Genomic DNA, 22,167 nt, shown 5'->3' with positions numbered 1-22,167 from the left:
TTTCAGTCCTCGCTCGGGGTCAGTTGACGACCGGCGGTACGTCGCGCCGGTTGGCGGGCAGATGCGTGTTCACGTCCTCGACGACGTAGTCGGGCCGCTCCGCCGCATCCGTTTCTTCCTCACGCGGCTCGCCCTGCTTGCCCGGGCCACGCACCAGACCGCTGCCCCCGCGCGTCATGCCATTGCGCTCGGCCCGCGCCGCGTTCGCGCCTGTCGGCTTCGCGGCGGAACCGGGTCCGCCGAAGACGCCGCGCTGCCCCACGCTCCCTGCGGTCGAGCGACCGCCGCCGGCACCGCCCTCGGCGCCCATCACGGAGCCGCGAGGAATGCGCGAACCGCTCTGCACGGGACGTGCGGCCTGGGGGCGACCGCCCACCACACCGTTGGACCGGCCAGCGCCCGTGCCGCCGCCCGCGCGGGGTGTCTGTCCCCCGGTGGCACGCGGCGAACCACCCGAGATGCCCCCGCCCGCCGCCGGCGACGCCTTCCCACTGGACCCGCCGGGTCCACCGGGTCCACCGGACCGGCCGGTCGAGCCGGACCTGCCCGTCTCGCCCATGCCGCCACGTCCGCCCGGACGCGTCGTGCCCGCTTCGGTCGTACCGCCGGGGCCGCCCCCGGGCCGCCCTTGCGCGGTGAAGGGGGCGCGGGGCCCTGCCGCCGGTCCCGTGCTGCGGTTGGTCGTCCCGCGGCCCATCGGCGGCACGTAGCCGTTGTCGTATGCGTGGACGGAAGGGGCCACGGGGCTCGATCCCGGCACCGGCGAAGGGCCGGTCGGGGGTGCTGTCGTGGTGGGCGGGGGCAGCGTGCCGACGCTGTCGATCTCCGTACCGACAGGTCGCTCCGCGGGCACGACGGTGCCGTTCGAGTCGGTGACCGTGGGCGTGTGTCCGGCGGGCGGCGTACTGACGACATGCCCTCCCGTGCCGTCCGCCTGCGGGCGCGAGCGTTCCGTGACGTGTGCGGTGCCGCCCGAGCCGCCTGCCGCACTGCCACCAGACGTACCGGTGGAGCCACCCTCACCGCCATCGCTCCAGTGCTGTGCGGCCTTGGGCTTCGGCACGCCCACGTCCGGCATCGACCGCAGCTGCGGCGGGTGCGCGTTCAGCGTCTCCAGCTCACTGGCGGAGACGACGTAGTACGAGGACAGGCGGTTCATCTGGTTGATCGCCTCTTGGCGGTTCTTTTCAGCCTTGACTGCCGCCGCGTACTTCGCGTTGCTGTCCACCTGTTCGTGCGACGCGAACTGGGTGGGGCGTTTCTTCTGCTCGTCCAGCGGGCGGGAGTCCCGCTCCGGCATCGCGCTCTTGACGGACGACAGTCCCATGGACGCGGCGGACAGCTGGTCACCGGCGGAGCCCGCGAAGTCGCTCAGTTTCTCGCCGTACGTGACAAGGTCCTTGCCGAAGTCACGGAAACTGTCTCCGGACTCACCGGCCCAGTGGACCCGGGTGACGTGCCCGTCGAGTTCGGAGGCCGCCTTCTTGATCGCGTCGCGCGCGTTCCACAGGGCCGTGCCGGACGATTCGAGCTCCGCCGGGTTCGTATGCGCGACCATGTCGAGCATGTCGTTGAGCAGCAGGTCGTCGGAGTCGAACTTGGACCGTCGGGTATCGAGGGCCTGACCCGTCGGAGTGACTCCCACGGTGACGCGCAGGATGTTGTCCCACAGGCCGCCCTTGTCGCGGTTGTCCTCGACGTCGTGGGCGAAGTCCGTGAACTGGTTCTGGTGCTGGACCCGTTCCCGGTCCGCATCGTGACTGTGTTTGGTCATGATCAGTACCCAGGCTTGTTCGCGTGGTTGGTGGGCTTGGAGCCCGTGTCCTGCAGCTTGGAGATCTCCGTCTGGATCGCCCAGAACCGCTGCCGCTGCTCTTCCTCAAGGTTGCCGAAGCCGCGATGGGCACCCTGCACGGCGATGCTGATCGCCTCGATCTGCAGGGTCAGTGTCTTGGAGAGCGTCACGAGGTTGGTGTGCACCGCGTTGTACTGCGTATACAGCTGCTCCGCCTCGGGAAAGTCTCCCGCGCCCGAGTGCAGCGACGACTTGTTGATGCTCTGAGCGCTCACCTTCGTGGGGCTGCCCGCCGAGGAATCCAGGTCCTTGAGCACCGCGTCGACACGCTTCTGAAATGTGGTCAGCGCCTCGTTGGTGTACTCCAGGTTGGCGGCCCTGGTCGCTGACGGTCCCCCCACCATGTCTGCTGGAAGCACGACACCTTCCTCCCCGTTCCCCGTGATGTAACTCGATCGTGGCGGTCTGGCAGCCACCGCATGATCGCTTGAGCAAGCCCGCGTCCCACAACGTCTCACAACGTACTTACCACTGTAGTCACCCTGCACATCCGCTCCAACCGAGCCTGTGCACTAACTCCGTTACGAGGTGGCGGCAGGAACAGTCACTTCCGGAGCGAAACGGCACAACTCCACCCGGGTGAATGCCGACCAGAGCTCCGACCTCACAGCCTCCACGAAATGTGCACACCAGCAACGCATGGATCCGGGCACCGGCCGATGTGCACAAGTTGGCGAGTTGCTAGCTTGACCGGGAGGTGAGGTGGCCGCCACCGGCCCACACAGAACAGCTACGCGGGGGAAGGATCATCCATGGCTTGGGATGAATGGGAGCAGCTGAAGTCGGACGCCGCCGATCGCCAGTCCGCGCACACGCGGCTGAACCAGCTTGACGGTGGAGGCGGTGGGACCCCGGCGCTGCCCGGGAAGACCGGCGACCTCAAGGTGGGCCACGACGACCTGGCCAAGATCGGCAGCCAGGCGCACACGCTGTACAACAACTTGTGGGACAAGGCCCGCGTGGCCATTCCGAGCAGCGACACGGCCGCCGGTGATCTCAGTGGGCAGGGCTTCGCGTTGGGCGGCGGGCTCAAGCACGTGTCGAACCGGTGGGACGAACAGCTGAAGTCACTCATGGACGCGTGTGCGCACATCTCCAACCACATGCAGGTGACCAAGAAGGTGCACGCCGGTGACGAGCACTACATCCAGCGGCAGATGAGCAGCATCGACACCTTGGACGCGGGGTTCGACGAACGGGCCGGCGAGCCGGGCGCCAAGAACAAGGTCTACGGGCCGCCCAAGAAGAAGTAGCGACGCGCAGCACAGGGCACACGTACGGACAGGAGAAACGGAAACCCATGGATTTCGACGCGCTGCGCTTCGCCAACTTCAAGACGCTGGACGATGCCGTTTCCGACTGGGAACAGCTCGTACGACACCTCGTGGACCTCAAGAAGCAGGCTGAGGACGGCTTGCACAAGGCTGCCAACACAGCCGACTGGAGCGGCATGAACGCCGCGGTCACCAAAGAGTTCATCGGCAAGACGGCCGGTGTGTTCACCGACGCCCACACGCAGGCCAACACCGTCCACAGGATACTCAGCGACACCCGGGACGAGCTGAAGCAGTACAAGACGGATCTTGAGTCCGCCATCGACCGCGGGCTCAAGAAGAATCTGACCGTCACGAGCACCGGCGGTGGCTTCACCGTCACCATGAACATTCACCCGGACCGGGCCGCTCACGGCACCACCGTGCCCGAGCACAGCGAGAAGGACGTCACCGCGCTGCGCGACGAGGTCCAGAAGATTCTCGACAATGCCTCGGAGAGCGACAACTCGGCGAGCAAGGTTCTGACCGCTATCGCCGATCAGACCCGCATGGGTTTCTCCGACGCCAACTACAAGGATCGCGACTCCGCGGCCGAGGCCGTCGAGGCGGCCGAGGACCTCGCCAAGATCGCGGCGAAGAAGCCCGGGGACCTCACTCCGGCCGACTTCGACAAGATCAACTCAGGTCTGGCCAAGTACAAGGAAGATCCGCTGTTCGCGGAGCGGTTCGCCACTCAGCTCGGGCCGAAGAGGACTCTGGAGTTCTGGGAGGGCATCAACGACCCGCACGTGAACCCGAACGTCGCCCGTGAACGTTTCGATCAGCTGGGCGACCTCCAGCGCAACCTCGGCATGACGCTCGCCACCGCCACCCAGAGCGACTCCGCCGACATGGCCAGCTGGAAGGGCAACATGATCAGGCTGGGTGACAAGCCTGTCGGCCCGAACGACCTCGGCCCGACAGGCTTCCAGGTCATGAGCAACCTGATGCGCACGGGTGACTACGACGATGACTTCCTCAAAAGCTACGGCACCAAGCTGATGAAGACCGAGCGCGAGCTCACCAGGGACGGCGAGGTCGAAAACCGCCTCTGGATGCGCGGGATGAACATGCCCTGGCTCAACCACATCGGTGACGACAGCGGTGCCGACCCGCTCACCGGGTATCTCAAGGGCCTGTCCAACAGCCCGGACGCGGCGACGGACTTCTTCAACGAGGAGTACCTGCCCAAGGACGACGACCACAAGAAGGCGGTCAGCAACTTCTCGTACCTCTTCGAGGACCGGAAGTGGCCCGAGGAGACGAACGACCACGGCGACGACCTGTACGTCGGACAGAACAACCTGGCGCTGGCGTTGGAGGCCGCCACGACGGGGCATCCCGCCGGCGAGATCCCCACGCTGGACACGCCCGCGCACAACGCCGATCAGGCCAAGCTGTTCAACGCGATCGTCTCGTCGATCGGCGACGACCCGGAACGGCTCACCGGCAACGGCTACATGTCGGACAGCATGGGTCAGATCGCCTCGGAGTACCTTCCGGACATCAACCGGGCCACGACCGATGTGTCGCGGGACTCGAAGGACTGGCCCGAAATCGAGAATCTGTACCCGGTCGAGGGCGCGGACTCAGGCGTGCACCACAGGGACGTTACCAAGTTCCTGTTCGCCGTCGGGCAGAACCCGGAGGGCTACGCGGCCGTCGAGGTGGGACAAGAGGCGTACATGGGCAAGCTCATGGCACACCACCTCGATCCCGACCTCCCCGCTGACCAGCGTTTCTCCACTGACCAGGAGACCACGGTCAAGTACATCTCCGAGCGTTCAGGAGAGGTGTCGGGCACCCTGGGGCTCGGGCGGCAGGAGGAGTTGGCCAAGCCCGCCGGTGACGAGGACAAGGACTTCGACTACAGCGTCTCCCAGCGCAAGAACATCATCTCGGGCACCGTCGGGACGGCCGTGGGAGTCGGCACCTCCTTCGTCGCCACCCCCTGGGTGGGCGCGGCCGTCGGCGGAGCCGCCGGTACCGCTACGAGCGCTGTCCTGGAGGGCGTGTTCAAGGACGCGGAAGGCCACGCACTCGAAAAGGCGTCCGACGAGATGGGCAGCCGCTGGCAAGCAGGGCTGTCGAAGAACAACGAGTATGTCGCGCTGGGCGCCCAGACGGCGGCGAACGAGTACCACCTGAAGAACGCGGATGACATCGGCACATGGGCCCGCGAAGGCTCCCGCCAGGGCTACATCAACGCCCGTGCCATCCTTGACGGCCAAGCCCCGGGCAGTACCACCAAGTGACCCTCACCATCTGCGAGCATCCCATGCACCCGAAATCCGTCGCGCGCGTCATCGCCGCTGTGCCCGTCCTTCTCCTCGCCCTTGTCTCGTGTTCCGACGACGGGCACGACGAGGAGAAGCAGCGCGACTACGCCACGCCGACATCGTTGTGCGGCACCCCGGTCGACGCGGACGAGCTCTCGAAGTTCCTCCCTCCGGGGAAGAAGGTCACGGTCAAGGAGACCGTCGCCACGTCCAGGGCCAGCCGATGCGCTGTCTCGGTGGACGGAAAGGCGGTCGTCTACACCGCTCAGGAGTGGTGGAACGACATGTCCGTGCTGAACTTCGCCCAGGGGCTGACGGAAGAGACTCCCGAGCACCGGACGGACGACGGGCGATATGCGTACGCGGACAAGCAGGGGTTCGGCAAGACCACGGACTGCCACAACAGCAAACACTCCGATCAGGTGCTCTTCACCGCTGTCCAGGCCACCCGCTCCGACCATGAGGACGCGGAGGCCATGCTGAAACTCATCTCCGGCTACACGAAGGAAGTCGAGGCGTCGAGCAGTTGCACGTGAGGCGGGGCGGACCGCGAAGGCTCGGTTCGCAGTCGCACAAGGCGTCCGCAATAATCTCGGCCCATGGTTGAGATCCTCGTGCCCGTCCTTCTGTTCCTGTTCGTCGCGGGCATGTTCACCCTGGTCATCAGAGCGTTCGTACGCAGCGGCCAGGAGGACAGACGGATCCGCCGGGGCTGGGAGGAACTCGCCGGGGTCGCCGCGGAGCGCGGGTGGACGCACGAGCGGCGGGCGCCCGGGCGGGCCACCGCATTCTGCGGCGTGGGTCCCATGCCGGGCAGCGGGGACAACCTGACCGCCTGGCACCACATCACGGGTGAGTTCCGCGGCCGCGCCTTCACGTGCTTCGAGTACCGGTACTCCAACCCTCTGTCGGGCGGCAGCCAGGTCGGGGAGGGCAAGAAGCTCACGTTCGAGTCGGTCTTCCTCGTCTCTGCGCCCGGGCCGGGACCGTTCCTCCAGGTGGGGCGGGTCAGCAAGTTCGACACGGTGATGGGCCGCGGGCAGCGGACCCTGCTCGGTGTGCCGGAGTTCGACGACACGTTCCGCGTCGTCACCGAGGACGAGACGTTCGCCCGCACCTTCCTCGGCGACGACGTGCGCAGCTTCCTTCTGGCGGACGAACGGGGCCGGGAGAACCCGCTGCGCGTGCGCCACGACGAACTCTTCACCTGGTACACCGGCACACTGTCGCCGCAGGCGCTCGAGGACCGGCTGAACTACCTGTGCGACGTGCTCGACCGGATCCCCGCACAGACCTGGGCCGCCGCCTGACGGGGCGTCTCAGCAGGCCCCGCCCCGCGCCCGCACCGTCAGCCGGTACGCCAACTCCCGGTAGACAGTGGCGCTTTCACCGCCCGTGATGCCCGGTGGCGTGTAGTCCTGCTTCTTCCAGCGGGACTTCTCCACGTGGAGGCAGAAGGCCCGGTCCGTGCCGTCCGCCGACACCGTGAATTCGCCATCGGCATCGGGGTCCCCGGAGAGCGGCGACGCGCTCACGCCGGTCTGCGGGGCGCCGCCGCCCCCGTAGCGCACGACCCGCTCCTCGATGAGTGAGGCGTAGTCGTCGAAGTAGGGGGTGTCGTGTGTGAGGGAGGACTCGCGGTACCAGTAGCCGTCCAGATCGTCGGCGGACTGCCGTACGGCGCTGGTCAGCTCGTCGTCGCTCCACTCGTCGCCGTTCGCCGCCGCCAGGCCCTCCACGCCCTGCCAGACGCAGATCGCGGCCATCACCAGGAGCGCCGTGCGTGCCGCCACGAAGGCCGATGCGGGGAGGTCGCCGCCCGACGGGTGGGTGCGGCGGCGGACCGAGCGGACCCGGTCCGCCCCGACGCAGCACATCGCCACCAGCACGGCCGCCAGGACGAACAGCGTCAGTGCCAGACCTGTCATGCGCCGCGCTCCACCCGCGTACGCCTGCGTCGCGCGTCCCGTACCGCGACCGCCCCGCCCGCGAGCGCCACGACCGTGACGATCGCGCCGACCGCCGCGTAGGTGGCGAGACGGGAGTTGCGTTCGTCGGCGGTCTCGCCGAAGTGGACGGGGGCCTGGTCCGGCGGGTCGACGCTGATGACGGCCCGGTCGGGGCGCGGGGACTCGATCGGGTTCTTCGGGTCGGCGATCTCGGTGACGGCCTTGACCGGGTCGACGACGCCCCAGCCGACGCGGTTGTCATGGCCGGGGATCGAACGCTCGGCCGTCTCCTCGATCTGGGCGACGATCTGCTGGGCCGTCCAGTCCTTGTGGTTCTGCTTGAGGAGCGCGGCGACGCCCGCCACGTAGGGAGCCGAGAAGCTCGTACCGTTGTCCGAGCAGTGGCCGCCCTTGGGGACGGTGGAGATCATGTCGACGCCGGGGGCCGCCACGCCGACGAAGTCGCCGGACTGGGAGAAGGGGGCCCGCTCGTTGTTGCGGTCCGAGGCCGCGACCGCGAGGACGCCCTCGTAGGAGGCGGGGTACGTCTCCTTCTGGTTGCCGCCGAGTCCGTCGTTGCCCGCGGAGGCGACCACGACGACCTTCTTCTGCAGGGCGTGCTGGACGGCGAGCGCCAGGTTGGAGTTGGCGGACAGCGCCTTCTCCGTGTCCTGCGAGATGTTGATGACGTCGGCGTGCGCCGTGTCCACCGCGTAGTTGATCGCGTTGGCCAGGTGGGTCGACGTGCCGTGACCCTCAGCGTCGTTCTGCTTGATGGGGATGATCTCGGCGTCCGGGGCCAGGCCCACGAAACCCGTCGTCTTGTCCGACTTGCGGGCGGCGATGATGCCCGCCACGCGCGTGCCGTGGCCGACCGTGTCCGTGGTGCCGTGCTCATTGCCGCGGTCCGCGATCTTCTCCCCCTTGTCGTCCTTCGGCGGGAGGAAGTTCTTGCCCGCCTTGACGTCGACCGCCGCCTTGAGCTGCGGGTGGCTCGGGTCGACGCCGGTGTCGATCACCGCTACGCGGACGCCCTTGCCGGTCGCGGTCTCCCACAGCTCGTCCAGGTTGACGCGCTGCAGCGACCAGGGCCGCCCCTTGTACTCCTTGCCGCCGAACGTGCATTCGCCGCTGTCCGCCACGGCCGGTGCCGCCGGGAGGGCGAGCACCGACACGGAGGCCGTCAGCGCCGTGGCCGCGAGCAGTGCGGCCGGGCGCCGCAGGATCCGCACCACGTCACCCCTGTACGGCCGTCGCGTCATGAGCTTCCCGTCTTCTGTTCTCACCGTCGGTCGCATCGGTCGCATCGGTCGCATCGGTCATGAACCCTGCGGCTGGCCCGCGTCCGGCTTCGACAGGCGCGGTCCGGTGGGCAGGAACGTGGACCAGGTCATCGGGATCGGCCGTGCCGTCACCTGGTCGTAGCCGAGCAGCTTCTGCGTGACCTTGGTCTCGTTCGCCAGCTCCTTGAGCTCCTTGGCGGTGAGGCCGACGCTGTCGTCCTTGCTGATGCTGTCGCCGTTGGACTGGAGCGCGTAGCGCAGACCGGTGTCGGTGACGAGGAAGATCTGGCCCGCCTTCGTCGCCGTGCCCTGGATCTGCCGGAAGACCTGGCCGGAGCCCGGGGTGACGTACGCGCTGGAGGAGCCGGTCGGCAGGTCGGCGGGGAAGTCGGTGCCGGACCAGGTGGTCAGCGTGGTGCCGTCGGCGCCGCCGACGTCCCGCAGGACGTTGCAGACGGTGTTGCGGCCGCTGGTCGTGCTCGTGCCGTCGTTCACCGTCTGGGGCTGCCGCGTGGGCCACTTCGCGCTCTGGCCCTCGAAGTCCTCGTCGGTCGGGACGGCGGCCGGGTTCACCTGCTGCGCCTCCGCGTCCGGGTTGACGTCGACGAGCTGCGTGCTGTTGAGGAGCAGGCGGGACGTGAACTCGGAGATACGCGCGACCTTGCTCTGAAGCACCACGTAGTACTGCGTCTTCGTGCCGTCCAGCGACTTGAGGACCGTGCCGACCTTGTCGTACTTGGCGTTGCCGCTGCCCACGACGGCGTTGGCGGTCCGACCGGGGCCGTTGATCTGCGGGATGGCGATCGGGTCACCCTGGTGCAGCGTCTTCAGCCACTCGGAGGAGACGCGCTGGGGGGCGCGGCTCTGGGTGTCGAGCGCGGTGAGCACGCCCTCCTGGGCCGGGTCGGCGATCGGGTAGGCGGTGCCCTGGGCGTCGACGACGTACTGCTTCTTCGTGACCGAGTCGGCCACGTACATGAGGTCGCCGCCGTGCAGCTGGCTGCCGGCCTTGCTCCTCGTCGTCTTGCCCCAGTCCTTCTTCGCGAAGACGAACGCCGCCTTCTGTATGGCCCGCCCGCCGTCGCTGGGGCGCTCGCACACCATCCACCGCTTGGCGGCCTCCGCCTCCTCGGCGCTGGGGAGGCGGTCGGGGGCGTACGGGATGCCGAGGGTGGCGCCGTGCGGGATCTTGCCGTTGTCGAGGACGCCCTCGTCGACGGTGACGACCTTGTCCGTGTAGTCCTTGAGGAGGAGCTTGGCCGACGCCATGTTGAGAACGGGGTGGAGCTGGTTCTGGTCGCCCGTCTTGAGGACCACGTAGCGGGTGGTCGAGTCGCTGGCGACGATGACGTTCGTCGCCGCCTTGTCCCAGTCCTTCGGCGCGGTCGGCTTGAAGAGGCCGATGCCGCCGAAGACCGCCAGGATCACCACCCCCATGATGGTGCCGGGCAGTACCGCCCGCAGCGGCCTGGGCGCCCCCTCCTCCGAGCCCGACGGTGAAGGCTGCACGAAGGCCGCGAGAGTGCGGCGCTTCGCGAAGGTGTAGGCGTTGAGTTCGTCCCGCCGTGATGCCATCTGTGTCCGCTCTCTCCCCGTGCGGAGCCGTGGGGGCAGCTTCCCCCGCTTCGATCGGCTGACGGCCGGCTGCGCGTGCGACTGGGATCGCCGGTGCCACCGAGGCTGTCAGACCAGGCCCCTACTATGCCTGTTGCGCCGTTGTGCGTGTGGCACGGGTAGGGTGCTGAGGCCTTCCAGGCAGGCGTGTGGAGCCTTCCGGAAGACCTTGGCGCACGGTATTTCGGGAGAGTTCGGGGGGTTTGCAGTGATGGCTTCCGCAGCGCGGGCTCGATCACGGTCGCAATCGAGGTCACGATCGAGTGAGCGTTCTGCGCAGAGTCCCCCACCGTCTTCACAGATGCCTCACACACCTTCCGCGCGCGGAGGAGTCACACCTCCCGCGCGCGGAGCGGTCACCCCGCATCTGAAGTCGCGCTCGGGCCGCGGTGGATCGTTCCGCGCGCAGCGGCTCGTGATGATCGAGCTGGCCGCCGCGCTCGTCCTGTGCGGCTGGGTCGCCGGGACGGTCGCGCTGAGCGCGTGCGGCGCCGTCGCCGCGACCCTGCTCCTTCTCGCGCTCGTACGACGCCGGGGGCGCTCCCTGCCGGAGTGGCTGGGCACCGTGCTCGCGATGCGGGCCAGGCGGCGCGGCGCGGCGAGCACCCCGGTGCCGCCGGGCACCGAGCCGGGGCTCGCGCCCGCCGTCGAGTGCGACCCGAGCCTGCGCACCTACAGCCACAACCGCGGGGACGACCGTGACCAGCGGCCGGTCGGCATGGTCGGTGACGGCGGCTTCCTGACCGCCGTCCTCCAGGTCGAGTCCGACGCCACCGCGCTGCGCGCCGAGCGCAGCCGCAGACCACTGCCGGTCGGCATCGTGCGGGACGCCCTCGAAGTGGACGGCATCTCCCTGGAGTCGGCGCAGATCGTGCTGCACACGCAGCCCGCGCCCGCGCTGCACCTGCCGCAGCAGTCGGTGGCGGTGAGCAACTACGCGCCGCTGCAGGCGCAGACCGGGTCGCCCGCGGTGCGCATCACCTGGATCGCGCTGAAGCTCGACCCGGAGCTGTGCCCGGAGGCCGTCGCCGCCCGTGGCGGTGGCGTGGTGGGCGCGCAGAAGTGCCTCGCGCGCGTGGCCGAGCATCTGTCGAGCCGACTCACCGGCGCCGGGTTCCGGGCGAGCGTGCTGACCGAGGAGGAGCTGATCTCCGCGGTCGCCACGTCCGCGTGCGCCAACCCGATGGTGACCGCGCAGGCCGGACGGAGCGAGACGCCGCAGCGGCGCACCGAGGAGTCCGGCCGCAGCTGGCGGTGCGACAACCGCCGCCACACCACGTACTGGGTGCGGCGCTGGCCCCAACTCGGCACCGGCGGCGCCACGTTGCCGCAGCTGGTCGCCCAGCTGACGACGGTGCCCGCGCTCGCCACGACGTTCAGCCTGACCCTCGCCAAGGGCGACCAGCAGGACGTGACCCTGGCCGGGCACATGCGGATCACGGGGCGCAGCGACAGCGAGCTGACCACCGCACGGCGTGACCTGGAGCGGGCCGCGCGCCAGGCGCGTACCGGGCTCGTCCGCCTCGACCGTGAGCAACTGCCCGGCGTTCTCGCCACCCTGCCGCTCGGAGGTGCCCGCTGATGGCCGTGACCAGCCAGATCTCCGACATCGGTGAGCGCATGCGGGCCGGGTTCGGCCTGCTCGGACCGCGCCACCAGCGCCACGCGCTCTCCCCCGAACAGCTCGACACGCTCGCCCTGCCGATCGGGGACGACGGTGTGGTCGTCGGCGTCGACGCCGAGGGCCAGCCCGCGGTGATGGGCATCAACCGCCCGACGCCGTACGACATCGTGCTCATCGGCGGCCTGTGGACGGCGCAGGTGCTCGCGCTGCGGGCGGCGGCGACCGGCGCGCGCGTGGCCGTGGAGACGGGCCGCGCGCAGCAGTGGGCGCAGCTCGTGCAGGCGGTCGGCGGCGGGCAGTCGGGGATGACGGTGCACGACGTGGGCCGCGTTCCGCCGCAGGGCGCCTCGGCCGGTGGCCCTGTCCTCGTCATCCGGGACTGCGGCATGCGGCCCCCGCGCGGGCGGGTGGCCTCCGCGCCCTGGCAGTCCGTCCTCACGCTGCTCCCGTACCTGAGTCCGGTCGCGCCGCGCCTGATGCGCCAGGCCCGGCTCGTGGGCGTCCAGCGGGTCTCCCCCGACGAGGCGACGGAGATCGGCCGCGTCATAGGGCTGCCGCGCGCCGAGTACGAGTCGCTGCCGACGCTCGCCGACGGTGTGACCCTGTGGTGCACCGACCGCGACAGGCAGTACGTGATGACGCAGGCGACGGACGCCGAGACCGGATTGTTGGGAACGGCACGACGCATGGACTGACGCGTGCGGGCGCGTCGCCGGTCGTACGGGGACGCGGGCGCACGCCCGGTCAACTTCGGCCGTTTCACGAACGATCCGGACATTTGGCAGTGCTGAGCAGTGCTCGTTCGTCACGTTTTGGTGTACGTCCGACGTGCGCGTGGGCGGCCCGGGGCCGTACGTGACGCAGCGGACATCCGCGCCGGGGCGGACGGGCCTGCCGTGCACGTGGTTTTCGTGATTAGGCTGGGGCAGGACGTGTTGTGAGTACTCGTGTGCGGGTGCCGCGGGCGTCAGGGGGCCAGGGGTCAGCCCGGCGGATCGATCAGGAACGGTCGGCCCCCAGCACGGCACGAGGGTGCGCGACCACACCAGGAGGCATTGTGAACAGCGATCGGGACGGTATCCGCGGGGGCTGGGATTCACCCGTCGATGATCAGTCCGACGCGGAGTCCAGTGTCGAGATGACGGGCGAGTTCACCATCGACTACGCCCCTCCGGCCTGGTACACGCAGAACGCGTCGGCGAGCGCGGCGCCCGAGCCGCCGGCCCCGCCGGTACCGCCCACACCTGCGCCCACCCCCGCTCCCACACCCGCGCCGGTTCCCCCGGCCGCACCGGTCGCACCCGTGGCACCTGTCGCGCCTGTCGCGCCTGTCGCGCCTGTCGCGCCCGAGGCGAACTCCGGCGCCGGTGATCTGGAGTCCGGCGCGACCATGAAGTTCTCCGCGGCCTCGCTCAAGCGGGAGTTCGAGGAGTTGGCGGCTCTCGGCGAACAGCAGGCCGCGGCGGAGACGCCGGATGCGCAGGCGCCGAGCGCGCCCTCGGCCGATTCGGGTGCCGGTGCCGACACTGGTGCCGGTGCCGACACGGGTGCCGCCGCCTCGGCCGCTACCGGCGCCGAGGAGTTGCCGCAGCCCGCCGCGGAGCCCGCCGCCCCCGTCGCCGAACCCGCGCGGACGGACGGCCAGGACGCAGCGCAGGCGCCGGACGAGGCCGCCGCCCCGGAGGCCGCCCCCGCCGCCACTCCGGCCGCTGCCGCTCCGGCCGCTGCCGCTACGAACCCCGACGCCGATGCCCACGCCGACAGCGGCGAGGCCGCCGAAGGCAACGGGGACGACGGCGCCTCCGAGCCCGTCGCAGCCCAGACCCCGGACCCGGCCCCCGCAGCCACCCCCGAGGCGGCGCCCGCCGCCCCCACCGCTCCCGTCGGTATGCCGGACGCGCCGAACCCGCCCGGCACGCCGGGTGAGGCCTGGACTCCCCCGCCCGCCCCGGACGGTGGCGTGCCGCCGCTGCCGCCGGCGTTCCAGCCCGCCGCGCCGCCCGCGGCGCCGCAGTGGACCGACCCGGCGGCCCCGGCCCCGCAGCAGCACCCCGGCTGGCCCGCCCAGCCCGCCGCCGCGGCGCCCGGCCCGACCGTGCCCCCGCAGGCACAGCCGCCCCAGCCGCAGCCCCAGCCCGGTTACGGCTTCCCCCAGCCGCCGGTCCAGGGCCATCCCGCGCCCAACGCCCCGGCCGCACAGCCGGGTTACGGCTTCCCCCAGCCACCCGCCCAGCCGGGAGCGCAGCCCCAGCCGCAACCGCCGGTCCAGGGCCTGCCCCCCGCCCCGGAGCCCGGCTACGGCTTCCCCCAGCCGCAGGCCCAGCCCGGCGCCCAGCCGCAGGCCCAGCCCCAGCCGCCCGCCCAGGGCCAGCCGCACCCGCAGCAGCCCGGCGGCCAGCCCGGTGCCCAGCCCGGCTACGGCTTCCCGCAGCCCCCGGCGCAGCCCCAGCCCCAGCCCCCGTACGGCGCACCCCAGCCCCCGGCCGCCGCTGACCCGCGTACCGGCGCCGCCTGGCCGCAGCCCGTACAGCACGACCAGCGGCAGCCGACGAACGTCGGTGGCGCGCCGCTCGGTTACACGGCGGCCGTGGAGCTGTCGGCCGACCGGCTGCTCAACAACAAGAGGCAGAAGGCGAAGAGCACCCGCCCCGGCGGTGGCAACGCGCGCTTCAAGCTCGGCGGCAAGAAGGAGGAGGCCGAGCGGCAGCGGAAGCTGGAGCTGATCCGTACGCCGGTCCTGTCCTGCTACCGGATCGCCGTGATCAGCCTCAAGGGCGGCGTCGGCAAGACGACGACGACCACGGCGCTCGGCTCGACGCTCGCGACCGAGCGGCAGGACAAGATCCTCGCGATCGACGCCAACCCGGACGCGGGCACGCTCGGCCGCCGTGTGCGCCGTGAGACCGGCGCGACCATCCGTGACCTCGTGCAGTCGATCCCGCATCTGCACTCGTACATGGACATCCGGCGGTTCACCTCGCAGGCGCCGTCCGGTCTGGAGATCATCGCGAACGACGTGGACCCGGCGGTCTCGACGACGTTCAACGACGAGGACTACCGCAGCGCCATCGACGTGCTCGGCAGGCAGTACCCGATCATCCTGACCGACTCCGGTACGGGCCTGCTGTACTCCGCGATGCGCGGCGTGCTCGACCTGGCCGACCAGTTGATCATCATCTCCACGCCGTCGGTGGACGGTGCGAGCAGCGCCAGTACGACGCTCGACTGGCTCTCCGCGCACGGGTACGCCGACCTCGTCTCGCGCTCGATCACGGTCATCTCCGGGGTCCGTGAGACCGGCAAGATGATCAAGGTGGAGGACATCGTCAGCCACTTCGAGACGCGCTGCCGCGGTGTCGTCGTGGTCCCGTTCGACGAGCACCTCGCGGCCGGCGCCGAGGTCGACCTCGACATGATGCGGCCGAAGGTGCGGGAGGCGTACTTCAACCTCTCCGCGATGGTCGCCGAGGACTTCTCGCGCGCCCAGCAGCAGCAGGGCCTGTGGACCTCGGACGGCAACCCGCCGCCCACCATGGCCCCGCCGATGCCGGGCGGCCAGCAGCCGTACCCGGAGCAGCCCTACCCGGGCCAGCAGCAGCCGTACCCGCCGCAGGGTGCGCCCGCCCAGCCGCCGTACCCGGGCCAGCAGCCGCCCGCGCCGTACCCGCCGCAGGGCGCCCCGGGCCAGCCGCCGCAGGGCCACCCGCAGCAGCCGGGTCCGCAGCCGGGCTGGCAGCAGGCTCCGCCGCCCCCGCAGCAGGCGCAGCCAGGACCGCCGCCCGGCTGGCAGCAGCCGCCGCAGCAGCAGTAGACGGCAACTCCTCGTCAGGCCCGCACCGTTGGACGGTGCGGGCCTTTCGCGTGTACCGGCCCGTACCGGCGGGTACGTACGCGTACCGTCCTCTTCTGGGCGCCATCCCCTGGCCTGCAAAGCGTCACAGGTCTCGTCCAATGTGCGTGAATTGCTGGTCAACTCGTTATTTCCGCAGGCCACATGGGGTTCACCGGCCGTTGACGTGCGTCAACCGCCGCTGATAAACCGGCACTTCATTCCACCTGAAGACTCTGAAGACTCCACCCGACACCCGAGTCCAGCCATGCAGTGCGAGCGATGCGTGAGGTCCCCGACCGATGGATACACAGGCTCAGCCAGACACGTACGACAGAACGGCCCGGCCCGTCCGCCGCGGCGTACGGGTGCTCCTCGCGGCCGGCGCCGCCGCCTTCACCCTGACCGCGGGCCTGGCCACGCCGCTCAACCCGGCTCCTCAGCAGGCCGAGGCCAAGGCCGACGGCGGCAAGAAGACCCTCACGGTGGCGGTCGCGCAGAGCGTCGACTCGCTGAGCCCGTTCCTGGCGCAGCGCCTGCTCAGCACGAGCATCCTCCGCCTGACGAACGAGTTCCTGACCAACTACGACCCGAAGGACAACCACGTAGTCCCGGGCTTCGCCACGAAGTGGGAACCCTCGGCCGACAAGTTGACGTGGACGTACACCATCCGGTCGGACTCGAAGTGGTCGGACGGCCAGAAGGCGACGGCCAAGGACGCGGCCTTCACGTTCAACAAGATGATGACCGACGAGGGCGCGGCGACGGCCAACGGCTCGTTCGTCGGCAACTTCGAGAAGGTCACCGCGCCGAGCGACACGCAGCTCGTCATCAAGCTGAAGAAGCCGCAGGCGACCATGACGGCGCTCGACGTCCCGATCGTGCCGGAGCACATCTGGAAGGACGTCAAGGACTACTCGAAGTTCAACAACGACGAGACGTTCCCGATCGTCGGCAACGGGCCGTTCGTGCTGACCGACTACAAGACCGACCAGTACGTGAAACTGAAGGTCAACAAGGACTTCTGGCGGAAGTCGAAGACGCCGCAGTTCGACGAGCTGGTCTTCAAGACCTACAAGGACCAGGACGCGGCCGTCGCGGCGCTGCGCAAGGGCGAGGTCTCCTTCGTCGCCGGCTCCCCCGCCCTGACGCCCGCGCAGGCCGCCTCCCTCAAGGGCGAGAAGAACATCAAGGTCAACGAGGGTCCGGGGCGCCGCTTCTACGCCATCGCGGTCAACCCCGGGTGGCAGACCAAGGACGGCAAGAAGTTCGGCGACGGCAACAAGGCGCTGCTCGACCAGAAGGTGCGCCAGGCGCTGTTCCGCGCGGTCGACACCAAGGCCATCGTCGACAAGGTCTTCCAGGGCCACGCCGTGCAGGGCGAGGGGTACATCCCGCCGCGCTTCAAGGAGTACTTCTGGGAGCCGAACGGCAGCCAGGAGCTGACGTACGACGCGACGGACGCGGGCAAGATGCTCGACGACGCGGGCTACCCGCTCAAGGACGGCAAGCGCGTCGGCAAGGACGGCAAGCCGATCAACCTGCGCATGCTCTGCCACGCCACCGACCCGAACGACAAGGCGGTCGGCAAGTACCTGAAGGAGTGGTGGGGCAAGATCGGCGTCGGCCTCGAGCTGAACTGCGTCGACGACGTCTCCGTGCCCTGGTACGCCGGTGAGTACGACGTCGCCTTCGACGGCTGGTCGGTCAACCCCGACCCGGACTTCGTCCTCGGCATCCACACCTGTGACGCCCTGCCCACCAAGGCGCGCGAGACGGCTGCGACCGACAACGGCATCTGCGACAAGACGTACGACGACCTGTACAACAAGCAGCTCGCCGAGTACGACCCCGCCAAGCGCGCCGGTTATGTCAAGCAGATGGAGTCGTGGCTGTACGACTCCGGGTACATGAATGTCATGGCGTACCCGAACGCCGTCGAGGCGTACCGCACGGACCAGATCAAGTCCATCCAGACGATGCCCACCGCGGCCGGCAACATCTACGGCCAGGACGGCTACTGGAGCTGGTGGTCGGCGGAGCCCGCGTCGGCGTCGAGCAGCGACTCGGACTCGTCCGGTTCCTCGACCGGTGTCGTGATCGGGATCGTGATCGCCGCGCTCGTCGTCATCGGCGGCGGCGTCTTCTTCGCCATGCGGCGGAGGACCACGGCGGACGACCGCGAGTAGGCGCACCCTGCGAACAGACGCGCACCCGCGCGAGCCTGCGACGGTCACCACCCGCACGAGTAACGAGAGTTCGCATGCCCCATGACAGCTGACAGCACCCCCGCGCTCGTGCGGTCCGCGGACGCGCCCGACGGCTCTCCGGCCTCCCCGGCCGGAGCGACGTCGGGCGCCCACGGCCCACGGGCCCGCAACACCAAGGCGTACCTCAGGTACGCGGCGGCGAAGATCGCGGGCGCGATCGTCTCGCTCTTCGCCGTCCTCGTCACCAGCTTCTTCCTCTTCCGTCTCATCCCGAGCGACCCGGTCAAGCAGATGACCGGCGGCAAGCGGGTCTCCGAGCAGCAACTGGAGAACCTGCGCCACCAGTTCGGCCTCGACCAGCCGATGTGGAAGCAGTTCACGTCGTACATCGGGGACGCGCTGACCGGCGACTTCGGCACCTCGTACCAGTTCCACACGCCGGTCATCGACAAGATCATCGACGCGCTCCCCGCGACGCTGCTCCTGACCGGCACGGCGTACGTCCTGTACTCGCTGCTCGGCATCTGGCTGGGCACGCGCACGGCGTGGCGCAACGGCTCGCGCAGCGACCGCTTCAACACGGCGTTCGCGCTGACCCTCTACTCGGTCCCGTCGTTCTGGCTGGGCCTGCTCCTGATCATCGTCTTCTCGGTGGGCATCGGCCCGATCCCCGGCATGTTCCCGACCGGCGGCCTCGAATCGGGCGGCGAGAGCGGATTCGCGTACATCATCGACGTCGCGCACCATCTGGTCCTGCCCGTGATCACGCTCGTGGCCGTCGGGTACGCGCAGACGCTGCTCGTCATGCGCTCCTCACTCCTCGACGAGATGGGCAGCGACTATCTGACGACGGCGCGCGCCAAGGGGCTGCGGGACGACGTGGTGCGCCGTAAGCACGCGGTGCCGAACGCGATGCTGCCGACGTTCACGCTGATGTTCGTGAACCTCGGGCACGTCGTCGCGGGGCAGATCCTCGTCGAGACGGTCTTCTCCTGGCCGGGCCTCGGCGGTCTCTTCTACTCGGCCCTGTCCGTGCCTGATCTTCCGCTCGTCCAGGGCCTGTTCTTCGTCTTCGCGACCGCGGTGATCCTCGCGAACACCCTCGCCGACATCCTCTATCCGCTGCTCGACCCGAGGGTGGGCCGATGACGACCGAGACCGCGCCCGTCACGAAGACGGGCAACCCGCGCGCGCTCGCACGGGCCCGCAAGCGCCAGTCCCTGGCCCGCTTCTGGCGCTCGTACCGCGCCCACCGCAGCGGGCTGTGGGGCCTCGGCCTGCTCATCCTGATCGCGCTCATCGCCGTGTTCGCGCCCGTCCTGGTCGGCGCGGACTCGCAGAACGTGACGGACGCGCCCGGCGGCCCCCTGGAAGGCCCGAGCGGTGAGTTCCCGCTCGGCACCGACCAGTTCGGACGCAGCGTGCTCGCGCTCCTGGTGTACGGGGCCCGCGTCTCGCTCACCGTGGGCCTGCTCGCCGCGTTCCTGTGCGTGGCGATCGGCACGGTCATCGGGATCGTCGCGGGTCACTTCCGCGGCTGGTACTCGACCGTGCTCATGCGGATCACGGACTGGTTCCTGGTGATGCCGACCCTGGTCCTGGCCATCGCCCTCGCCACGGTGATGGACCGCTCCATGTGGACGGTGATCATCGCGATCGGCGTGACGACGTGGCCGACGACGGCCCGCCTTGTGCGCGCGCAGACCCTGGCCGTGGAGTCGCGCCCGTACATCGAGCGCTCCCGCGCGCTCGGCGGGGGCCACGGGCACATCATGACCCGGCACGTGCTGCCGAACGTGATGCCGCTCGTCCTCGCCCAGACCACGATGATCATCTCGTCCGCGATCCTGACGGAGGCGACCCTCGCCTTCCTGGGGCTCTCCGACCCGACGATCACGTCCTGGGGCGGCATGCTCCAGGACGCGCGCGAGGCGGGCGCGGTCAGCGCGGGCGACTGGTGGTACCTGGCGCCGCCCGGTGTCGCGATCGCCGTCGTGGCGCTCGCTTTCACGCTGTGCGGGCGCGCCATCGAGTCCGTCCTGAACCCGAAGCTGGGGGCCCGGTCATGACGCTGCTCCAGGTGAACGACCTGACGGTGACGTACGCGGGCGGGGCGCGGGCCGTGCGCGGCGTGGACCTCACCGTCGAGGCGGGCAGCAAGCTCGGCATCGCGGGCGAGTCCGGCTGCGGCAAATCAACACTGGCGCTGGCCCTCCTGCGGCTGCTGCCCGCCGGGACCGAGGTCACCGGCGAGATCATCCTCAACGGGGAGGACATCCTGACGATGAAGTGGGGGCGGGTCCGCGCGGTGCGCTGGGCCGGTGCCTCCATCGTCTTCCAGGGTGCGATGCACTCCCTCAACGCCGTGCACCGCATCGGCGACCAGATCGCCGAGCCGATCCTGCTGCACAAGAAGGCGACGCAGGCGGGCGCGAGGAAGAAGGTCGCCGAGCTGCTCGAACACGTAGGGCTTCCGGCGGCGCGCGCGGCCGCGTACCCGCACGAGCTGTCCGGCGGTCAGCGCCAGCGCGTGATGATCGCGATGGCGCTCGCCTGCGAGCCGGAGCTGATCATCGCGGACGAGCCGACGACGGCCCTCGACGTGATGATCCAGGCCCAGATCCTGCGCCTCATCGAGCAGTTGGTGACGGAGCAGGAGGTCGGGCTCATCATGATCAGCCACGACCTGGCGGTCCTCTCCGACACCTGCGACCGGCTCGCCGTCATGTACGCGGGCCGCGTCGTCGAGGAGGGCCCGGCCGCCCAGGTCTACGAGAACGCGCTGCACCCGTACGGCAACGCCCTCTCGGCGGCGTTCCCGACCATCGGCGACCCGGCGTCCCGGTTCGCGCCGCGCGGGCTGCCGGGCGATCCGCCCGACCCGTCGGCGCTGCCGTCCGGCTGTACGTTCCATCCGCGCTGCCCGGTGGCGCTCGACGTGTGCGCCGTCGAGGACCAGCCGCTGCGGGACGCGGGCGACGGGCGCCGGGCGGCGTGTGTACACGTAGCGGGCGAAGCCGGTGCGGCGGGCTCGGTCGAGGCAAGGAGCACCACGGCATGACGGCGCAGGTTGTGACACAGACCCGGACCCTGTTGTCCGCGGAGCAGTTGAAGGTGACGTTCCCGGGGCGGCGCGGCGCCGCCGAGGCGCGGGCCGTGGACGGGGTCGACCTGGACATCGCGCCCGGCGAGATCGTCGCCCTCGTCGGCGAGTCCGGCTGCGGCAAGACGAGCCTGGCGCGCACGCTGCTCGGGCTCGAACGGCCGACGGCGGGGCGGGTCACGTTCGCCGGTGAGCCGCTGAACTACGCGTCCCGTGCGCTGAAGGCGTACCGCAAGCGGGTGCAGCTGGTGCTGCAGGACCCGAGCGGGTCGCTCAATCCGCGGCACACCGTGTACGACGCGGTCGCCGAGGGTCTACGGATCCATGGGTACGGCGGTGACGAGCGCGAGGCCGTCGCCGGGGCGCTGTCCCGGGCCGGGCTTCGGCCCCCCGAGCGGTTCTTCCTGCGCTATCCGCACGAGCTGTCCGGCGGGCAGCGCCAGCGGGTCGTCATCGCGGGCGCGCTGGTCCTGGAACCCGAACTCATCGTGGCGGACGAACCGGTGGCGTCGCTCGACGCGTCCGTACGGGGGGAGATCCTGGCGCTCCTGCTGCGGCTCCGCGACGAGTTGGGGCTGTCCGCGCTGGTCGTCACGCATGATCTGGGGCTTGCCTGGAACATCGCGGACCGGGTGGCTGTGATGTATCTGGGGCGCATCGTCGAGACGGGGGCCGTGGAGGAGGTGCTGACCTCGCCTCAGCACCCGTACACGCAGGCCCTGTTGTCGGTGCTGCCGGAGGCGCCGGGTGAGCCCGTCGTGCTCACCGGGGAGCCGCCGGATCCGTCGCGGATTCCGGGGGGCTGCCGGTTCCATGCGCGGTGTCAGGTGCTGGCCGGCGGGGAGGCCGAGCGGGTTGGCGTCGCCGATTCCTGCCGGTCCGTGGATCTGCCGGTGTTGTCGGGTGGGGGTGGGGCGCAGGTGGCGTGTCATTGGGCTCGGGCTCGTCAGGGTGAGGGTGCGGGTGCGCCGTAGCGTCTGCCTCTGACCTTTCGTCGCGGGCCGCGGGCCGTCCGTGGCTGGTCGCGCAGTTCCCCGCGCCCCTGGAGATGCGCACTGCGTGCGCTACCTCCAGGGGGAAGGCTGCGCGGAGCGCATGCCTTCAGGGG

At 70.1% G+C, this 22,167-nt stretch carries 17 protein-coding genes; 12 read left to right on the top strand and 5 right to left on the bottom strand.

Features of this window, described 5'->3' with window-relative positions; genetic code table 11:
* Nucleotides 1-19: 19 nt before the first annotated feature.
* Together ACH4RC_RS39805 and ACH4RC_RS39800 are read right to left on the bottom strand one after the other, a co-directional pair.
* Nucleotides 20-1,774, bottom strand: a complete 1,755-nt coding sequence (locus ACH4RC_RS39805) for a hypothetical protein (protein WP_398209511.1) — start codon at nucleotides 1,772-1,774, stop codon at nucleotides 20-22.
* Nucleotides 1,775-1,776: 2 nt separating this feature from the next.
* Nucleotides 1,777-2,214: a hypothetical protein gene (locus ACH4RC_RS39800; RefSeq protein ID WP_398209510.1), complete on the bottom strand. Its 438-nt coding sequence runs from the start codon at nucleotides 2,212-2,214 to the stop codon at nucleotides 1,777-1,779.
* A 393-nt stretch (nucleotides 2,215-2,607) separates the two neighbouring features.
* On the opposite strand from ACH4RC_RS39800, the gene ACH4RC_RS39795 reads away from it, so the two are divergent.
* The 4 genes from ACH4RC_RS39795 to ACH4RC_RS39780 all read left to right on the top strand — a co-directional run bounded on the left by ACH4RC_RS39795 (nucleotide 2,608) and on the right by ACH4RC_RS39780 (nucleotide 6,757).
* On the top strand, nucleotides 2,608-3,108 hold the full coding sequence (locus ACH4RC_RS39795; RefSeq protein WP_398209509.1) for a hypothetical protein: 501 nt from the start codon (nucleotides 2,608-2,610) through the stop codon (nucleotides 3,106-3,108).
* A 47-nt stretch (nucleotides 3,109-3,155) separates the two neighbouring features.
* Nucleotides 3,156-5,423, top strand: coding sequence for a hypothetical protein (locus ACH4RC_RS39790; RefSeq protein WP_398209508.1), 2,268 nt, complete (start codon nucleotides 3,156-3,158; stop codon nucleotides 5,421-5,423).
* A 23-nt stretch (nucleotides 5,424-5,446) separates the two neighbouring features.
* The gene (locus ACH4RC_RS39785) at nucleotides 5,447-5,983 is read left to right on the top strand and encodes a hypothetical protein (RefSeq protein WP_398209506.1); all 537 of its coding nucleotides are present in this window, start codon (nucleotides 5,447-5,449) and stop codon (nucleotides 5,981-5,983) included.
* A gap of 63 nt (nucleotides 5,984-6,046) precedes the next feature.
* Nucleotides 6,047-6,757: a hypothetical protein gene (locus tag ACH4RC_RS39780; protein WP_398209504.1), complete on the top strand. Its 711-nt coding sequence runs from the start codon at nucleotides 6,047-6,049 to the stop codon at nucleotides 6,755-6,757.
* Nucleotides 6,758-6,766: 9 nt separating this feature from the next.
* On the opposite strand, the gene ACH4RC_RS39775 is transcribed toward ACH4RC_RS39780, so the two are convergent.
* The 3 genes from ACH4RC_RS39775 to eccB are packed head-to-tail and all read right to left on the bottom strand — an operon-like array spanning nucleotide 6,767 to nucleotide 10,254.
* A complete protein-coding gene (locus ACH4RC_RS39775; RefSeq protein ID WP_398209503.1) occupies nucleotides 6,767-7,375 on the bottom strand; it encodes a hypothetical protein in 609 nt (202 codons plus the stop codon).
* Entirely contained in the window at nucleotides 7,372-8,658 is a 1,287-nt protein-coding gene (gene mycP, locus ACH4RC_RS39770) for a type VII secretion-associated serine protease mycosin (RefSeq protein ID WP_398209502.1), read from the bottom strand. The genes ACH4RC_RS39775 and mycP overlap by 4 nt, the downstream gene beginning before the upstream one ends.
* Before the next feature lie 57 nt (nucleotides 8,659-8,715).
* Complete coding sequence (gene eccB / locus ACH4RC_RS39765; RefSeq protein ID WP_398209500.1) at nucleotides 8,716-10,254, bottom strand: type VII secretion protein EccB; 1,539 nt, start codon at nucleotides 10,252-10,254, stop codon at nucleotides 8,716-8,718.
* Between the two features lie 250 nt (nucleotides 10,255-10,504).
* On the opposite strand from eccB, the gene eccE reads away from it, so the two are divergent.
* The 8 genes from eccE to ACH4RC_RS39725 all read left to right on the top strand — a co-directional run bounded on the left by eccE (nucleotide 10,505) and on the right by ACH4RC_RS39725 (nucleotide 22,033).
* Nucleotides 10,505-11,875, top strand: coding sequence for a type VII secretion protein EccE (eccE, locus tag ACH4RC_RS39760; protein WP_398209499.1), 1,371 nt, complete (start codon nucleotides 10,505-10,507; stop codon nucleotides 11,873-11,875).
* Nucleotides 11,875-12,612 (top strand): hypothetical protein, encoded by a 738-nt coding sequence (locus tag ACH4RC_RS39755; RefSeq protein ID WP_398209497.1) that lies wholly within the window; start codon nucleotides 11,875-11,877, stop codon nucleotides 12,610-12,612. Before eccE ends, ACH4RC_RS39755 begins: the two co-directional genes overlap by 1 nt.
* Nucleotides 12,613-12,974: 362 nt before the next feature.
* The gene (locus ACH4RC_RS39750) at nucleotides 12,975-15,728 is read left to right on the top strand and encodes an SCO5717 family growth-regulating ATPase (protein ID WP_398209496.1); all 2,754 of its coding nucleotides are present in this window, start codon (nucleotides 12,975-12,977) and stop codon (nucleotides 15,726-15,728) included.
* 320 nt (nucleotides 15,729-16,048) lie between these two features.
* The gene (locus ACH4RC_RS39745) at nucleotides 16,049-17,935 is read left to right on the top strand and encodes an ABC transporter substrate-binding protein (protein WP_398209495.1); all 1,887 of its coding nucleotides are present in this window, start codon (nucleotides 16,049-16,051) and stop codon (nucleotides 17,933-17,935) included.
* Nucleotides 17,936-18,016: 81 nt separating this feature from the next.
* Nucleotides 18,017-19,105 carry an ABC transporter permease gene (locus ACH4RC_RS39740; protein ID WP_398209494.1) on the top strand — a complete coding sequence of 363 codons (1,089 nt, stop codon included), beginning with the start codon at nucleotides 18,017-18,019 and terminating at the stop codon, nucleotides 19,103-19,105.
* The gene (locus ACH4RC_RS39735; RefSeq protein ID WP_398209493.1) at nucleotides 19,102-20,025 is read left to right on the top strand and encodes an ABC transporter permease; all 924 of its coding nucleotides are present in this window, start codon (nucleotides 19,102-19,104) and stop codon (nucleotides 20,023-20,025) included. Before ACH4RC_RS39740 ends, ACH4RC_RS39735 begins: the two co-directional genes overlap by 4 nt.
* Complete coding sequence (locus tag ACH4RC_RS39730; RefSeq protein ID WP_398209491.1) at nucleotides 20,022-21,017, top strand: ABC transporter ATP-binding protein; 996 nt, start codon at nucleotides 20,022-20,024, stop codon at nucleotides 21,015-21,017. Before ACH4RC_RS39735 ends, ACH4RC_RS39730 begins: the two co-directional genes overlap by 4 nt.
* Nucleotides 21,014-22,033, top strand: a complete 1,020-nt coding sequence (locus ACH4RC_RS39725) for an oligopeptide/dipeptide ABC transporter ATP-binding protein (RefSeq protein ID WP_398209490.1) — start codon at nucleotides 21,014-21,016, stop codon at nucleotides 22,031-22,033. The genes ACH4RC_RS39730 and ACH4RC_RS39725 overlap by 4 nt, the downstream gene beginning before the upstream one ends.
* Nucleotides 22,034-22,167 lie beyond the last annotated feature (134 nt).

This window comes from Streptomyces sp. NPDC016845, assembly GCF_044332585.1.
GTDB lineage: Bacteria > Actinomycetota > Actinomycetes > Streptomycetales > Streptomycetaceae > Streptomyces.
This window is presented reverse-complemented; position numbering and strand designations above follow the sequence as displayed.

What these genes read in the sequence shown, in the direction of transcription:
- ACH4RC_RS39805 (WP_398209511.1), bottom strand. Translation starts at nt 1,774, where the DNA reads ATGACCAAACACAGTCACGATGCGGACCGGGAACGGGTCCAGCACCAG.
- ACH4RC_RS39795 (WP_398209509.1), top strand. Translation starts at nt 2,608, where the DNA reads ATGGCTTGGGATGAATGGGAGCAGCTGAAGTCGGACGCCGCCGATCGC.
- ACH4RC_RS39790 (WP_398209508.1), top strand. Translation starts at nt 3,156, where the DNA reads ATGGATTTCGACGCGCTGCGCTTCGCCAACTTCAAGACGCTGGACGAT.
- ACH4RC_RS39785 (WP_398209506.1), top strand. Translation starts at nt 5,447, where the DNA reads ATGCACCCGAAATCCGTCGCGCGCGTCATCGCCGCTGTGCCCGTCCTT.
- ACH4RC_RS39780 (WP_398209504.1), top strand. Translation starts at nt 6,047, where the DNA reads ATGGTTGAGATCCTCGTGCCCGTCCTTCTGTTCCTGTTCGTCGCGGGC.
- ACH4RC_RS39775 (WP_398209503.1), bottom strand. Translation starts at nt 7,375, where the DNA reads ATGACAGGTCTGGCACTGACGCTGTTCGTCCTGGCGGCCGTGCTGGTG.
- mycP (WP_398209502.1), bottom strand. Translation starts at nt 8,658, where the DNA reads ATGACGCGACGGCCGTACAGGGGTGACGTGGTGCGGATCCTGCGGCGC.
- eccB (WP_398209500.1), bottom strand. Translation starts at nt 10,254, where the DNA reads ATGGCATCACGGCGGGACGAACTCAACGCCTACACCTTCGCGAAGCGC.
- eccE (WP_398209499.1), top strand. Translation starts at nt 10,505, where the DNA reads ATGGCTTCCGCAGCGCGGGCTCGATCACGGTCGCAATCGAGGTCACGA.
- ACH4RC_RS39755 (WP_398209497.1), top strand. Translation starts at nt 11,875, where the DNA reads ATGGCCGTGACCAGCCAGATCTCCGACATCGGTGAGCGCATGCGGGCC.
- ACH4RC_RS39745 (WP_398209495.1), top strand. Translation starts at nt 16,049, where the DNA reads ATGGATACACAGGCTCAGCCAGACACGTACGACAGAACGGCCCGGCCC.
- ACH4RC_RS39740 (WP_398209494.1), top strand. Translation starts at nt 18,017, where the DNA reads ATGACAGCTGACAGCACCCCCGCGCTCGTGCGGTCCGCGGACGCGCCC.
- ACH4RC_RS39735 (WP_398209493.1), top strand. Translation starts at nt 19,102, where the DNA reads ATGACGACCGAGACCGCGCCCGTCACGAAGACGGGCAACCCGCGCGCG.
- ACH4RC_RS39730 (WP_398209491.1), top strand. Translation starts at nt 20,022, where the DNA reads ATGACGCTGCTCCAGGTGAACGACCTGACGGTGACGTACGCGGGCGGG.
- ACH4RC_RS39725 (WP_398209490.1), top strand. Translation starts at nt 21,014, where the DNA reads ATGACGGCGCAGGTTGTGACACAGACCCGGACCCTGTTGTCCGCGGAG.